Here is a 13,457-nt window from a genome sequence, read left to right as displayed (position 1 = left end):
GTATTATAAACTTGCCTATATCTTTTTTTGTCCATTTATTGCAATTCCTATATTAAATTAATAAGGAATTTATAACTTGACAAAAAAATTTATATTTTATATAAATATATATGAAATATATTTATGCGAGGATAGTTATGAAAAAGAAAAAAAATATCTTAATTTCATTGTTACTAATCATTGGCCTAAGCTGCGGCTCTTTGCCTGCTTATGCAAGTGATAATGGTGTCAACATGCAAAAAAGTGAACTAGAAGATTCTGAAAATCATTTTAGCTTAGATGATGATCAGCTGATAGATGACTTGGAGATTGAAAGTCCCCAACAAAACCCTATGTTTAATAGGCATTTATCAAGTGAAGAGGGAGAAAAAAATGGAGTTAGGCCAGATCCTTTGCAAATCTATACAGACTATGACTCTATAGATAATCCTGCACCAGATAGACAAATGGCAAGTTATTTGCCAGCAAGTTATGATCTAAGAGATGAAGGAAGAGTAACACCTGTTAGAAATCAAGGACCTAATGGGTCTTGCTGGGCCTTTGCTACTTACGGATCAGCAGAATCAGTTTTATTGCCTCGTGAATCAACTGATTTTTCTGAAAAGAACTTAAGAAATACTCATGGATACGATTGGGGTCCAAAAGATGGGGGAAATTGTAGGATTTCAGCAGCTTATTTAGCTAGATGGTCTGGACCTATATCTGAAAGAGATGAGCCTTACGATCCTTATGATTTCTCATCTCCCGCATATGTAAAGCCTGTAAAAGAGCTAGAAAGTGCTATGTATATACCGGATGTTAGAAATGCTAATGATACTGCTACACTAAAAAGAGCAATCATGGAATATGGAGCTGCCTATACTACAGTAAATGGTAACGAATACTACACGAATTTTTACACAATGGGCCATAACAACTATGGAAATGGTTGGGGCAACCATGCCGTTACTATCGTAGGTTGGGATGATAATTATAGTGCAAATAATTTTAAATGGGGTGCACCAGGTAATGGCGCATGGCTTGTTAAAAATTCATGGGGCACTGGTTGGGGTAATATGGGAGGATATTATTATGTATCCTACTATGACTCTATAATCGGAACAAGTAACTGTATATTTAAACTTAGAAATAAAGAAAGAGATAAGTCTATATGGTATCACGATCCCCTTGGAATGACTGATAATATAGGGATGGGAACAGTAGGATGGTTTTCTAATGTATTTGGTCCAACCAATCAAAACTTACAAATTACAGAAGTTGGTGTCTTTGTTCCAACTAATAACATGGATTATGAAGTTTATGTAAATACTAATATAGGTGGCAATAGTGGCTTTAATAATAGGGTTAAAGTAGCTGAGGGCAATATAAAATATGCTGGTTACACTACTATAAGAATTAATCCTCAACAAATACCAAGAGGAGCCTATTTTGCACCAATTATCAAGTTTACTACAACAGGATATAACTATCCTATACCAGTGGAAGCACCTATATGGGGCTACTCTTCTAGAGCAAGAGCAGCTGGTGGCCAATCTTATATATCTTATGATGGCTATAATTGGATGGACTTAACAAACCAAATGGCTAATACTAATGTATGTGTGAAGGCCTTTACAAAACCATCAGGCTCTTATGTGGACCCAGATGATAATGATGATAATAATCCCAAACCAACCAGTAAAAAGGTTGAAAATATTATTGTAAATCATGAGACTTTAAATTTAAGTCCTGGAGATAGTCAGAAATTAGATGTAGAAGTTTTGCCAGCTGATGCAGCAAATAAAAACATTAACTTCAAATCTTCAAATCCTTATGTAGCAAGTGTAAATACTAAAGGAGAAGTAAGAGCAATTAGAGATGGATCCGCAAAAATAACTTTAACAGCAGCTGATGGATCAGGAGTTAGCAAAACTATAGATGTGTATATCAAAAAAGATACTCCTAAAATTAATAATTTTAAAGTTGATGTCAACTTAGGCAAAGAAAATTTACAATTAAATGAATACTTGCCAGTATCTATAAATGTTAAAGATCAATCAGGTAGAAATTTAAGGTATGCTCTAGTTAGAGTAAATCTAGCAGATGGCAAACAAGTAGAGGGGTATACAGATTCTAATGGTAATATAAAGATGAATCTATATACTTATCACATAAAGGAAAGTGGGACTTATAAGCTAAATGTAAAAGTTATGGGTCAAGGTTATGAGGATTATGAAAATAACTTTGATATTAGTATAGGAGAAATAAACCCAGAACCAGCTCCTCCTACAGATGAAAAAATAAGTATGAGTCTAAACCCTAGTAAAAATGAATATGAAGCTGGAGAAAGGGTAGAACTTAATATCCATACAAAAGCAGGGGATAAGAACCTAGCTTACGCTAATTTAGCTATAAAAATCACAGGACCTGATGGAGAAGTCCATAGTAATACTGGTAAGACCAATAGCCAAGGGCAAACAATCTATAATTACTATCCTGATAAGAATAGCAAAGCTGGAGAATATCAAGTTGAAGTTAAGGCAAGTTCTCCAAACAATGGAGAGTGTAAGGAAACCACAAAGTTTAGTGTAAAAGAAAAGACTAATACCATAAAAGTTGACTTTACTCCTAATAAGAAAGTATTTTACTATGGTGATAAGGCAGCTATTAGCCTAAAGATCAAAGATTTTGATAATAATCTAAAAAAAGCGTATCCATTAAATGTTAGAGTAACTGGTCCAAATAATTTTGATTATTCACTAGAAAAAGTAACAGATAACAATGGTAATGCTGTAGTATATATTCAACCAAATAGAAGCATGGGACCAGGAGTCTATAAAATAGAAATAAGTTCAAAAGAAGGTAGCAATGATAAATTAAAAGCAAGCTATGAAGTAAATTTTATAGATCCAAACAAAAAGCCAATTGATATAGAAGTTTTAGACCTAAAGGATTCATATAAGAAAAGGACTCAAATAAACTTACCAGTACTTATAAAAGATGAAAAAGGCTTAAATCTAAAAGATGCCAGTGTAAAATTCACAGTGATAAATGAAGATGATAAAGAGATTGCCCAAAAGACTTTTCAAACTACCTATAAAGGGCAAGCAAACTTTAAAGCTACATTCTTAAAAGCTGGAACATATACTGTAAAAATTGAGGCAAGTAAACAATCCTACGCACAAAAGACTAAGAGGCTTGACATAAAAGTTGAGTAAGTCCTTTGCTTCTTCCAAGATTTATAATTAACTTTATAAGCGTATAATATCTTTAAAGTAGTAAAAATAAAGCTTATAATTTTAAAGCTTTATTAAAGTATAAATAAGGAGAAATTAAATGGAAGATAGTAAAAAAAGAGAAGTTGAAAAACGTGGTATTTTCAACGAAGATGGGGATATTGATCTTTCTAAAAGAAAAATTATCCAAGGAAATACTACCAACCTTAATGACTTTAATAACTTAAAATATACATGGACGAGTGATTGGTATAGACAAGCTATGAATAACTTCTGGATACCAGAGGAGATTAATCTAAACCAAGATATAAAAGACTATAGAAATCTAGATGAGCATGAGAAATTTGCATTTGATAGGATAATTTCATTTTTAACATATCTAGATTCTATACAAACAGCTAATTTACCAAATCTACAAACCTATGTAACAGCAAATGAAATTAACCTTTGTTTATCAATACAGACCTATCAAGAGTCCATTCACTCTCAATCCTATTCATATATACTAGATACAATATGCTCACCAGAAGAGCGTACTAAAATTCTTTATATGTGGAAAGATGATGAACATTTGCTTCATAGAAATGAATACATTGGCGACCAATATAATGACTTTTTAGAAAAAGATGATGAGTTTAATTTTATGAAGGCCCTTATAGCTAACTATATTCTAGAAGGAATATACTTTTACTCAGGCTTTTCTTTCTTCTATAACCTAGGACGTAATGGTAAGATGCCAGGGACAGTTCAAGAGATTAGGTATATAAACCGAGATGAAAACACTCACTTATGGTTATTTAGGTCCCTAATAAATGATCTTAGAAAAGAAAGAGCTGATCTATTTACAGATGAGCATATCAAATATTATCAAGCTATGCTAAAAGAAGGTGTAGAAGAAGAAATATCCTGGGGGAAATACGCTATAGGTGATAATATAGCAGGTTTAAACGGGAAGATGGTAGAAGATTATATCAAGTATCTTGGAAACCTAAGAGCAAAAGGCTTAGGCTTTGATTCTTTATATGAAGGATATAATGAAGTGCCAGATTCAATGAAGTGGGTAGAAGAATATGCGGATCCAAATCAAGTAAAGACAGACTTCTTTGAGGCGAAGGTATCAGCATATTCTAAGTCTTCTATAATTGAAGATGATTTATAAAAACTAAATTAAATTTTACAAAACGGGACTTAGCTATAAAAATTGCTAGCTTCCGTTTTTATTTAAATGGATTAATAATTTATATAATAAAAAAAGAATAATAAAACATAATATATATTGTTCAATGATATAACTTACAATAATCACTATTATTTGATTGTTAAATTTTTCTTTAATTTATAGAGAAAAACTACTTAAAAACTCGGTTTTAGGGTATAATTTAAGTAATGTTACGTAGGGGGTGAAAAATGGCAGATGATATTTTAATCAAAATCAAAGAGGCTGAAGATGCTGCTAGTCGTGGTGTCAGTGATGCAAAAGAAAAGTCATCACAAATTCTAAGAGATGCTAAAGTATCGGCTGATGATGAATATAAAAAAATCATAGCAGATGCAAATAATAAAGCTAAAGGTCTCATTGATGAAGCTAATAAAAATGCTCAAGCTGAAAAGGAGCCTATCCTTCAAAATGCCAGAGAAGCTTCAAACAAAATAATAAATACGAAAAAATCAAATGTTAAGACTATTATTGATAATCTTACAGAAAGGATTGTAGAAGATGGCAATAGTTAAAATGGATAAGTTTAACTTGCTAAGCTTCGACTCTGATAGGGAAAATTTACTTAATACCTTACAAGATTTTAATTATGTACATTTTAATGATTTGGTTTTAGATGATAAAGATGATTACTTAACTGAAGTTAGAGAAACTAAAAGACTATCAGAAATTGATGAATCGCTTAATAAAGTTAATTATGCTATTGAAACAATAGAGAATTATACCAAGGATTTACCTGAAGAAGTTAATACCAAAGTAAGTGATTTAACAATTGATGAGGTTAACAAACGTGGATCTAATTTTGGTTTTGATTTAATTTATAAGAAATTAAAAGATCTAGTTACCAAACATGAGAAGTTAACTACAGATCGTGATAATTTAAATGTTAAATTTAATGACTTATCTTCATGGAAAGATATAGATATTAATGTAAATGATCTTTATAACTCCAATAGATTTTTCTTTGAGACAGGTACTATTTCAAGCAAATTTTACGATGAGCTTCAAAAAGCTCTTGTAGAACGATCTCTTGATGGAACCTTAGTTTATAAGATAAGTGAAAAAGAAGGCAATTATTATGTAGTTGCTGTATCTACGCTAGCTTTAAAAGAAGAATTTAGTGAGATATTAAGAGAATTTGGATTTAGCAGAGTAAAAATTGCTGCAGATGAGAATGTAAGTACCTACCTTAATAGCTTATCTACTGATAAAGATAAACTAAATGAGGAGATAGATGAAGTTGAGAAAGAAATTAGAGAATTTTCTAAGTACTTAGAAGACTTACATATATATCAATCTTATATTACCAATTGCAGGAAGAAAGAAGCCTCAAGTGAGAACTTTCTAAAAACCCGTCAAATGAATATCATTGAAGGTTATGTACCTAGTGATATGACAAATGAATTTAAAAGTGAACTCAATAATCTATTAGGAGATAAATACATCCTTGATGTAATAGAAGCTTCTAAGGATGATCCAAATGTTCCTATAATTCTAAAGAATAACAAATTAATAGAACCTTATGAGTCGGTTGTTTCAACCTATGCTCTACCAAAATATAATGAGTTAGATCCAACGGCAATCGTAGCACCTTTTTATACTATCTTTACAGGATTTATGATAGGGGACTTAGGCTATGGACTTCTTGGAGTTATTGCAATTTTACTTGCGTTAAAACTTAAAGAGTTCCCTAAACAAACAGAACAAACTATGAAGCTTTTCTTAAGGATTTCCATATCAGCTTGTGTATTTGGATTTATCTTTGGATCAGTTTTTGGTGGTATAATCGATGTTCCTTTTGGATGGATTGACACAACTAAAGATATAAACACACTTATAGTCATGAGTTTGATTATAGGTGGTATTAGCTTATTCTTTGCGCTTGGTGTAAAGGGATTTATGGCAATCCGTGATGGACATCCAGATGCCTTATTCTTTGATGTAATAAGCTGGTATATGGCTGTAGGTGGAGCTATTGCTCTAGCACTTACAAAAAGTCCAATTGCTAAGTGGGTCATGATTGCAGGAATGATACTTATAGTTTTATTTGCAGGACGTAAGGAAAAATCTTGGGGACCTAGAATTGCTAGTGGTACCTACGAACTTTATGGAATCACATCATGGATAGGAGATTTCGTATCATTCTTAAGACTTATGGCTTTAGTTTTATCAGGTGGGTTCGTAGCTTATTCTGTAAACTTGATTGTAGAAATGATGGCAGGAAGTGGTATAGGTGGACTTATTGGAGGAATTATAGTATTTATAGTATTCCAACTATTTAATATGTTCCTTTCATATTTATCAGCTTATGTACACTCACTAAGATTAATTTATGTAGAAATGTTTAACAAATTCTACGAAGGTGGTGGAATTAAATTCCGCGAGATGGTTGAAGATACAAACTTTATTAATATCATTAGAAAAGGAGAAAAATAATGAGTGAATTTTTTATTGAAAACGGTGGAACAGTATTTGCAGTGCTAGCAGCAGCTCTTGCTACCTTACTATCAGGTATGGGATCTGCAAAAGGTGTAGGTATGGCAGGTGAAGCAACAGCAGCACTAACAGTAGATGAACCAGAAAAATTTGGTAAATCATTAGTATTACAACTTTTACCAGGTACACAAGGTCTTTATGGATTCGTAATTGGATTCTTTATTTTCCAAAAAATTACAGGTGGGGATGCACTTTCATTTGAACAAGGTCTTTACCTACTAATGGCAGCTCTTCCAGTAGCAATTGTTGGTTATGCTTCAGCACAAAGACAAGCTAGAGTAGCTATTGCTGGTGTAAACATCCTTGCTAAAAACGAAGATGAATTCGTTAAAGGTGTAGTTTACTCAGTAATGGTTGAGTTATACGCAATTTTAGGCTTTGTAATCTCTCTACTTCTAGTACTAAATGCATAATATTAGGAAAAGATTATGAATAATCTTGAAGTAATATTAGAATCAATTATTAACGAAGGAAATACTGAAAGTCAAAAGATATTAGATGAAGCGAATGCTAAAGCTAATGAGATAATAAATGAAAAAAGAAATGAAGCTGATAAAAGGGCTCGTGAAATTATAGAAAGTGCAAAAAAAGAAGCAGAGACTATAAGAAAAAACGAAACTGTGTCAACTGAAAGACAATCACGTGATATTGAGATTAATGCTAAAAATCAGGTTATTGATAAAGTTGTTGATGAACTTTTAGAAAATTTAAAAAATCTAGATTCTGATTCATATAAGAGATATGTAGAAAATACTCTTAACAAATCCAATATTATAAACGGTGAGATTTTACTATCAAAAAAACATAAAGATGCTCTAAAAAATGAAAACTTTAAGGGCCTAAAAGTATCAGACGATACAGTAGAAGATGGCTTTGTAGTAAAATCTGGTAAAATCGAATACGATAACAGATTTTCTTCGATAATAAAATATAACATCGATAATATAAGAAAACAAATTTCTGATGAAATTTTTAAGTAAGGAGGCTTAAATGAATAGAGATAACTATATAGGTGGATCTATCTCAACAAGACTATATGAAAAAAACCTCCTTACAAAAAATGATTTAGAAAGATTAAACGACTATGATGACCTAGGAGAAGTCCTAGCGGCCTTAAACGATTCTTCTTATAGGGAAGCTATCCAAGCTCTTAACCGTCCAGAAGAATACGAAAAAATACTCGATACTGAATTAAAAAAATCCTATGAGCTTATAGAAAGCACATCTGGTGAAAAGGAACTTTTACAATACTTTAGAGAAAGATATAATTTTCATAACCTTAAGGTAATGGTAAAAGAAATAGTGCAAGAGGAAGTATACACTCACTTATATAGTGATATAGGCAATATTGATTTAGCCTATATCAAAAAGATGCTTTCTAATGAAGACAGCGTAGATTTAGGATTTTTAGAAAGTCTTGATATAAAAGGTTATGAGCCTTTTAATAAATCAGTTAATCCTAATGATGTGTACCTAGATTATGCAAAAGATGCTCTTAATAGGTTTAGAGAAACAAATAACCCAAAATATATTGATATGACTTTGGATAAGTATTATTATGAAAAACTTTTAGAGGATGCTGAGCAAATAGGTCTAGATGATTTGACAAAATATACTAAAGAACGTATTGACCTTATAAATATCAAAACTCTTATACGTATAAAAGCACAAGATGCTAGTCTAGATGACCTTAAAGATGCATTAATAGACGGTGGATATATTGAACTTTCTAAATTCGATGACTTTTATGCAGTTGATATTAATCAAGTAGTAGTTAAACTTTCAAATGAAAATATCAATAAATATATAGTTAATACTATAGATAGTGATAAGTCGATGGATGAAAATCTACTTGATTTAGAAAAGTCTATAGATGATCATCAAATGGATTATTCAAGGAAAGCAAAATCCATGACCTATGGTCCTGAGGTTTTGATGAATTATATAATTTCTAAGGAAACTGAAATTAAAAATCTAAGGATCATTTTAGTATCAAAATTAAATTCTCTTCCAAGGGAATTTACTTTAGAAAGGTTGCGTGAAACATATGCATAGAGTAGCAGTAATCGGGGATAAGGACTCAGTCCTTGCATTTAAGGCACTCGGTGTAGAAGTATATACAGTTATAGATGGCAAAGAGGCAGCAGATACTATCAAATCTCTTGCCAAAGAGGATGTTGGTGTAATATTTATTACAGAAAAATTTGCACAACAAATTCCATCTACAATTGATAAATATAGAGATCAAATGACTCCAGCTATAATACTTATTCCAGGCAACAAAGGCTCTATGGGAATAGGTCTTGCTGATATTAATAAGTCAGTAGAAAAAGCTGTTGGAGCCAATATTCTAAATTAAAGGAGCTTAATTTGAAACAAGGTAAAATTACTAAAGTATCAGGACCATTGATAGAAGCTAGCGGATTATCTGATGCTAATATCTATGATGTGGTTGAGGTATCAAAAGATAAGCTCATCGGCGAAATAATAGAGATGAGGGGAGATGTTGCAAGTATTCAGGTATATGAAGAAACAACAGGAATAGGTCCTGGGGATGAGGTAATATCTACAGGACACCCTCTATCTGTTGAACTTGGACCTGGTATGCTTGAACATATGTATGATGGTATCCAAAGACCACTTCAAAAACTAGAAGATTTAGCAGGCAATTTCCTAAAAAGAGGAGTTACAGCTCCAGCACTTAATCGTGAGACAAAATGGGAATTCAAACCTACTATGGAAGCTGGAAATGAAGTTGGATCAGGAGATATTTTAGGTACAGTTGAAGAAACTACAGTACTTACACACAAAATTATGGTACCTTTTGGTATTTCTGGAAAATTAAAGGATATCAAAGAAGGTTCATACACAGTTGAAGAAACTATAGCTATAATTGAAACAGAAGATGGTGATAAAGAAATCAATATGATTCAAAAATGGCCAGTAAGAAAGGCTCGTCCATCAAAAAGAAAACTTGACCCAGATGAACCTCTTATTACAGGACAAAGAGTTATAGATACCTTCTTCCCAGTAGCTAAAGGTGGTACATCTGCAATTCCAGGACCATTTGGATCTGGTAAGACAGTAGTTCAACACCAAATCGCAAAATTTGCTGATGCAGATATGGTAGTTTATGTAGGTTGTGGTGAACGTGGTAACGAGATGACAGATGTACTTAACGAATTCCCAGAACTAGTTGATCCAAAAACTGGTGAGTCAATAATGAAACGTACAGTTCTTATTGCCAATACATCAAACATGCCAGTAGCTGCCCGTGAGGCAAGTATCTATACAGGTATTACACTTGGAGAATACTTTAGAGATATGGGTTACAATGTAGCTATGATGGCTGACTCAACAAGCCGTTGGGCAGAGGCACTTCGTGAAATGTCTGGACGTTTGGAAGAGATGCCAGGAGATGAAGGTTTCCCAGCTTATCTTGCAAGTAGAATTGCAGATTTCTATGAAAGAAGTGGTAAGGTTGAAGTTTTAGGAAATAGGGATGAGGAAGGAAGTCTAACTGTTATAGGAGCTGTAAGTCCTCCAGGAGGAGATCTTTCAGAACCAGTTACTCAAGCTACTTTACGTATAGTAAAAGTATTCTGGGGCTTAGATTATGATCTATCCTACCAACGTCACTTCCCAGCTATTAACTGGTTGAATTCTTATTCTCTATATCAAGATAAGATGGATAGATATATAGATACTAACGTCAACGAAGAGTTCTCAACTATGAGAAAACGTGCTATGAGTTTACTCGCTCAAGAACAATCACTTCAAGAAGTCGTAAGATTAGTTGGTCGTGATGCGCTTTCTGATGATGATAAACTTAAGCTTGATGTAACAAAATCTCTTAGAGAAGACTATTTACAACAAAATGCCTTCCATGATGTAGATACTTATTGTTCACTTAAAAAACAAAATATCATGCTTGATTTGATTTTATATAATTACGATAGATCATTAGAAGCCTTATCAGCCGGAGTGGAATTAGACAATTTAGAAGATCTACCGGTTCATGAGAAAATAACCAGAGCTAAGTTTATACATGAAGATGATATAGATAAGCTTAAAGATATAAAAAATGAAATTGACCAAGAAATTGGCGGACTACAAAGGGAGGCATAATGTTAAAAGAATATAAAACAGTTACCGAAGTTGTTGGACCTCTTATGCTTGTCGAAGGTGTAGAGGGTGTCAATTTTGATGAACTTGTAGATATAGAAATGCATACAGGTGAACGTCGTCGTGGCCGTGTTATAGAAATTGAAGAAGGACGTGCTATGGTCCAACTTTTCGAAGGGTCTACAGGTATTAATCTAGAGGCTACTTCTGTAAGATTTTTAGGTAGACCGCTAGAACTTGGTGTATCAGAAGACATGGTAGGGCGTGCATTTAACGGTCTTGGAGAACCAATAGATGATGGTCCAGATATCATTCCAGATGAAAAAAGAGATGTAAATGGGACTGCTATAAACCCAGTAAGCCGTGATTATCCATCAGAATTTATCCAAACAGGTATATCAACTATAGATGGACTAAATACTCTTGTACGTGGACAAAAACTTCCTATATTCTCAGGAAATGGACTTCCACATAACCAAGTAGCAGCTCAAATCGCTCGTCAAGCAAAAGTACTTAATGATGACGAAGGATTTGCTGTAGTTTTTGCAGCTATAGGTATAACTTTTGAAGAAGCACAGTTTTTCATGGAAGATTTTAGAAAAACTGGAGCTTTAGACCGCTCAGTGTTATTTATGAACCTTGCAGATGACCCAGCTATAGAACGCCTTTCAACACCAAAGATGGCACTTACCTGTGCAGAATACCTAGCATATGAAAAAGACATGCAAGTACTAGTAATCATGACAGACATGACCAATTACGCAGAAGCTTTACGTGAAGTATCAGCTGCTCGTAAAGAGGTACCAGGACGTCGTGGATATCCAGGCTACCTATATACAGACCTTTCTACAATTTATGAAAGAGCTGGAAAACTTCGTGGCAAACCAGGAACTATCACACAGATTCCTATACTATCAATGCCAGAAGATGATATTACTCACCCAATCCCAGACCTTACTGGTTATATCACAGAAGGACAGATTATCCTAAATCGTGAGTTATACAACCAAGGTGTAGAGCCACCAGTATCAATCCTTCCAAGCTTGTCCCGTCTTAAGGATAAGGGTATAGGTAAGGGTAAAACTCGTGAAGACCATGCTGGTACAATGAATCAAATCTATGCAGCTTACGCATCAGGGGTTGATGCTCGTGAGCTACAAAAAATCTTAGGTGACTCAGCACTTTCAGATGCAGACCTTGCATTTGCTGAATTTGCAAAAGAGTTTGAAGAAAAATATATCAACCAAGGATATTATACAAATAGAACAATCGAAGAAACTTTAAATTTAGGTTGGGAATTGCTTAAATTAATTCCAAAATCTGAGCTTAAGAGAATTGATGATAACCTTATTGAAAAATATATGGACTAGGTGATAATCTATGGCTAGACTAAAAGTAACACCAACTAGAATGAATCTAAACACCTTAAAAGAAAGGCTTGGCACAAGTAAACGTGGTTATAAACTTCTTAAGGATAAGCAAGATGAGCTTATGCGTCAGTTTATGATTTTAATTCGCGAAAACAAGGAGTTAAGAGAAGAAGTAGAAAAAGAACTTTCTGATTCTTTCTCTGACTTTCTTGTTGCAAGTGCTTTTATGAGTCCAGAATCTATGGAAGCAGCAGTAAGCTTTCCGACACAAAAAGTTGGTGTTGATATAGGTGTTAAAAATGTCATGAGCGTAAGAATTCCAGAAATGGAATTTAAGGTAGAACAAAATGAAGATGCAAGTATGTATTCATACGGATATGCTGAAACATCTGCAGGACTTGATCAAGCTATAAGTGGTTTAAATGATGTAATGGAAAAGCTACTTAAGCTTGCAGAGATGGAAAAAACTACTCAACTTATGGCTGATGAAATAGAGAGTACACGTCGTCGTGTAAATGCCCTAGAATATAGAACTATTCCAGATTTGGAAGAAACTATCAAATATATTAGAGCAAAACTAGAAGAAAATGAAAGAGCAACTATTGCAAGGCTAATGAAAGTAAAAGATATTATTTCAGATCCAGATGTAACTGATACGCTAAATGAAGCTGATTTTGTAGAACAGAGAAATTTAGAAGCTAATTTATAAGAAGAACAAATGAAATCAGGGCATTATTTTAGTATACAAAATGTGCAATTTTAGTAGTATTAAATGCTACCATAATTGCAGTCTATACTCTTATATCCCTAAGTTATGAAAGACTAAGGGAGAGATAATAATAAATATTTACTTAATGTTATAAGCTAATAAGATAAGTTAAATCAGTCTTTTGCTATGATTGATTTACTCTTATCATTGCTTATAATAATTTATTTTTTAGAAAAATAAGAATTGTTATAAACCATCTATCAATCTTAGAAAGTAGGCTTTCTGTAAGTACATTTATATTCATTTCGCTTATGATCTTTTTAGAT

11 protein-coding genes are annotated in these 13,457 nt (G+C 33.0%); all 11 read left to right on the top strand.

Going from position 1 to position 13,457, the window contains the following annotated elements; all coding sequences use genetic code 11:
* The first annotated feature begins 137 nt into the window (after positions 1 to 137).
* Positions 138 to 3,197, top strand: coding sequence for a lectin like domain-containing protein (locus tag J2Z39_RS01930; RefSeq protein ID WP_209813511.1), 3,060 nt, complete (start codon positions 138 to 140; stop codon positions 3,195 to 3,197).
* Between the two features lie 118 nt (positions 3,198 to 3,315).
* Positions 3,316 to 4,374: a ribonucleotide-diphosphate reductase subunit beta gene (locus J2Z39_RS01925; protein ID WP_117520478.1), complete on the top strand. Its 1,059-nt coding sequence runs from the start codon at positions 3,316 to 3,318 to the stop codon at positions 4,372 to 4,374.
* A 248-nt stretch (positions 4,375 to 4,622) separates the two neighbouring features.
* Positions 4,623 to 4,946 (top strand): ATPase V, encoded by a 324-nt coding sequence (locus tag J2Z39_RS01920; protein WP_209813510.1) that lies wholly within the window; start codon positions 4,623 to 4,625, stop codon positions 4,944 to 4,946.
* Positions 4,933 to 6,867, top strand: coding sequence for a V-type ATP synthase subunit I (locus tag J2Z39_RS01915; RefSeq protein ID WP_209813509.1), 1,935 nt, complete (start codon positions 4,933 to 4,935; stop codon positions 6,865 to 6,867). The genes J2Z39_RS01920 and J2Z39_RS01915 overlap by 14 nt, the downstream gene beginning before the upstream one ends.
* Positions 6,867 to 7,340, top strand: coding sequence for a V-type ATP synthase subunit K (locus tag J2Z39_RS01910; RefSeq protein WP_117520472.1), 474 nt, complete (start codon positions 6,867 to 6,869; stop codon positions 7,338 to 7,340). The genes J2Z39_RS01915 and J2Z39_RS01910 overlap by 1 nt, the downstream gene beginning before the upstream one ends.
* Before the next feature lie 15 nt (positions 7,341 to 7,355).
* Positions 7,356 to 7,907, top strand: coding sequence for a V-type ATP synthase subunit E (locus J2Z39_RS01905; protein ID WP_209813508.1), 552 nt, complete (start codon positions 7,356 to 7,358; stop codon positions 7,905 to 7,907).
* Positions 7,908 to 7,917: 10 nt separating this feature from the next.
* Positions 7,918 to 8,982 (top strand): V-type ATP synthase subunit C, encoded by a 1,065-nt coding sequence (locus tag J2Z39_RS01900; RefSeq protein WP_117520468.1) that lies wholly within the window; start codon positions 7,918 to 7,920, stop codon positions 8,980 to 8,982.
* A complete protein-coding gene (locus J2Z39_RS01895) occupies positions 8,975 to 9,286 on the top strand; it encodes a V-type ATP synthase subunit F (RefSeq protein WP_117520466.1) in 312 nt (103 codons plus the stop codon). The genes J2Z39_RS01900 and J2Z39_RS01895 overlap by 8 nt, the downstream gene beginning before the upstream one ends.
* 11 nt (positions 9,287 to 9,297) lie before the next feature.
* Positions 9,298 to 11,055 (top strand): V-type ATP synthase subunit A, encoded by a 1,758-nt coding sequence (locus tag J2Z39_RS01890; RefSeq protein ID WP_209813507.1) that lies wholly within the window; start codon positions 9,298 to 9,300, stop codon positions 11,053 to 11,055.
* Positions 11,055 to 12,422 carry a V-type ATP synthase subunit B gene (locus J2Z39_RS01885; RefSeq protein ID WP_209813506.1) on the top strand — a complete coding sequence of 456 codons (1,368 nt, stop codon included), beginning with the start codon at positions 11,055 to 11,057 and terminating at the stop codon, positions 12,420 to 12,422. Before J2Z39_RS01890 ends, J2Z39_RS01885 begins: the two co-directional genes overlap by 1 nt.
* A gap of 10 nt (positions 12,423 to 12,432) precedes the next feature.
* Entirely contained in the window at positions 12,433 to 13,131 is a 699-nt protein-coding gene (locus J2Z39_RS01880) for a V-type ATP synthase subunit D (protein WP_117520460.1), read from the top strand.
* Positions 13,132 to 13,457 lie beyond the last annotated feature (326 nt).

The sequence above is a fragment of the Anaerococcus nagyae genome, from assembly GCF_017874535.1.
Lineage (GTDB): Bacteria > Bacillota > Clostridia > Tissierellales > Peptoniphilaceae > Anaerococcus > Anaerococcus nagyae.
The sequence above is the reverse complement of the archived record's forward strand: the minus strand, read 5'-3'. Positions and strand labels throughout refer to the sequence as shown.

Bases quoted from the DNA above. Each gene is read 5' to 3' on its own strand.
- J2Z39_RS01930 (WP_209813511.1), top strand. From the start codon at position 138: ATGAAAAAGAAAAAAAATATCTTAATTTCATTGTTACTAATCATTGGC.
- J2Z39_RS01925 (WP_117520478.1), top strand. From the start codon at position 3,316: ATGGAAGATAGTAAAAAAAGAGAAGTTGAAAAACGTGGTATTTTCAAC.
- J2Z39_RS01920 (WP_209813510.1), top strand. From the start codon at position 4,623: ATGGCAGATGATATTTTAATCAAAATCAAAGAGGCTGAAGATGCTGCT.
- J2Z39_RS01915 (WP_209813509.1), top strand. From the start codon at position 4,933: ATGGCAATAGTTAAAATGGATAAGTTTAACTTGCTAAGCTTCGACTCT.
- J2Z39_RS01910 (WP_117520472.1), top strand. From the start codon at position 6,867: ATGAGTGAATTTTTTATTGAAAACGGTGGAACAGTATTTGCAGTGCTA.
- J2Z39_RS01905 (WP_209813508.1), top strand. From the start codon at position 7,356: ATGAATAATCTTGAAGTAATATTAGAATCAATTATTAACGAAGGAAAT.
- J2Z39_RS01900 (WP_117520468.1), top strand. From the start codon at position 7,918: ATGAATAGAGATAACTATATAGGTGGATCTATCTCAACAAGACTATAT.
- J2Z39_RS01895 (WP_117520466.1), top strand. From the start codon at position 8,975: ATGCATAGAGTAGCAGTAATCGGGGATAAGGACTCAGTCCTTGCATTT.
- J2Z39_RS01885 (WP_209813506.1), top strand. From the start codon at position 11,055: ATGTTAAAAGAATATAAAACAGTTACCGAAGTTGTTGGACCTCTTATG.
- J2Z39_RS01880 (WP_117520460.1), top strand. From the start codon at position 12,433: ATGGCTAGACTAAAAGTAACACCAACTAGAATGAATCTAAACACCTTA.